Source organism: Streptomyces sp. NPDC026673 (assembly GCF_040638135.1).
Classification (GTDB): Bacteria; Actinomycetota; Actinomycetes; order Streptomycetales; family Streptomycetaceae; genus Actinacidiphila.
On the sequence record NZ_JBEZXR010000187.1, the window covers coordinates 1 to 1234 of the forward strand.

At 70.3% G+C, this 1234-nt stretch carries 2 protein-coding genes; one reads left to right on the top strand and one right to left on the bottom strand.

Annotation, left to right across the window (positions count from 1 at the left end; all coding sequences use genetic code 11):
* Positions 1-234: 234 nt before the first annotated feature.
* Positions 235-414, bottom strand: a complete 180-nt coding sequence (locus AB0F62_RS42775) for a hypothetical protein (RefSeq protein WP_361812334.1) — start codon at positions 412-414, stop codon at positions 235-237.
* Positions 415-672: 258 nt separating this feature from the next.
* Between AB0F62_RS42775 and AB0F62_RS42780 the strand changes: the two genes are divergently transcribed.
* On the top strand, positions 673-1098 hold the full coding sequence (locus AB0F62_RS42780) for an Ohr family peroxiredoxin (RefSeq protein WP_361812337.1): 426 nt from the start codon (positions 673-675) through the stop codon (positions 1096-1098).
* Positions 1099-1234 lie beyond the last annotated feature (136 nt).

Below are 1234 nucleotides of genomic sequence, written 5' to 3' on the forward strand. Positions count from 1 at the left end.
CATGGGTTGCGGCCGCACGCTCCCAATTGGACACGACGCAATATCGATTTGAAGAATCCATCGCCGGAGCGGGCCGGCGGGTGGGGGTCTGCGGCGGAAGGGGTGCCGCGGGCGAGTGGTCAGATGACCTGGGCGAAGCAGGCGACGCTCACCGCCGCGGCGAGCACCGCCAGCGACGCGGCGAGGAGGGGCTTGGGAAGGCGCATGGGAGGTCTCCTTGGCTCGGCCGGGGGCTCACAGGCAGTAGCGAATGAGCCATTCATCGGCGGTGTACACGTTCCGCGCCGGGTCGGGCGCCGTGGCCGGACTCTCCTCGACCATCTGCTCGGGGCGGATGCGCTCCGGCAGCTTGCCGAACCGGGCCTGGCGCGCCGCGGCGGCGGTGTCCGGGGTCTTCTGTTGCGTGGAGGTCATCGCGTCATCTCCTCGGCGGGGTGTCGGCTGCGGGCCGTCGCCGCGGTCGCGGTCGGCCGGGCTTCCCCTGACGATGTCCTCCGAATCGTCACCTGTCAAGGCAGTGATGTTCCTCACGGCGAGTGGGCGCGGTGATGCGTGATCGAAAAGCGTCACCCGTTTGACAGGTGATGCATCCCCTGTCAAAGTCATCACCAGCCGGATGGGTGATACGTCCGGCTGATCACGTTCCGGGGCCCACGAGAAAGGCAAGTGACCGTGACCGAGACGAACTACACCGCCCTCGTCACCGCCACCGGCGGGGGCCGCGACGGAGGCCGGGCGGCATCCGACGACGGTCTGCTCGACCTCACCCTCGCCGTCCCGAAGGAGTTCGGCGGCAACGGCGGGGCGACCAACCCCGAGCAGCTGCTCGCCGCGGGCTGGGCGTCGTGCTTCCTGGGCGCGGTCAAGATCACGGCGGCGAAGAGGAAGGTGCGCCTGCAGCACCTGGCCGTCGCGGCCGAGGTCACCCTCCACCACCGGCACGAGACGGAGGACTACAGCCTGAGCGCCGTCCTGCACCTCGAGGTCGGCGGGGTGGACCAGAAGACCGCCGCGGAACTCGGCGCCGGTGCCCACCGGATCTGCCCCTACTCCAAGGCGCTCGACATCCCCGTGACCATCGAGGCGACCGTCGCCTGAGGTAGCGGCCGCCGCCGTCACCCACCGCGGCGGCCGCCTCATCCGTCCGAGCCGTGGCCGTGTACTTCTGCGTGGACGCGGTGGGCCTGGCCGCCCGCAACCTCTACCTCGACCGGCTGGAACGGACCCGGCTCAC

Excerpts from the sequence above, each read along its gene's own strand:
- AB0F62_RS42775 (WP_361812334.1), bottom strand. The coding sequence starts at position 414 with ATGACCTCCACGCAACAGAAGACCCCGGACACCGCCGCCGCGGCGCGC.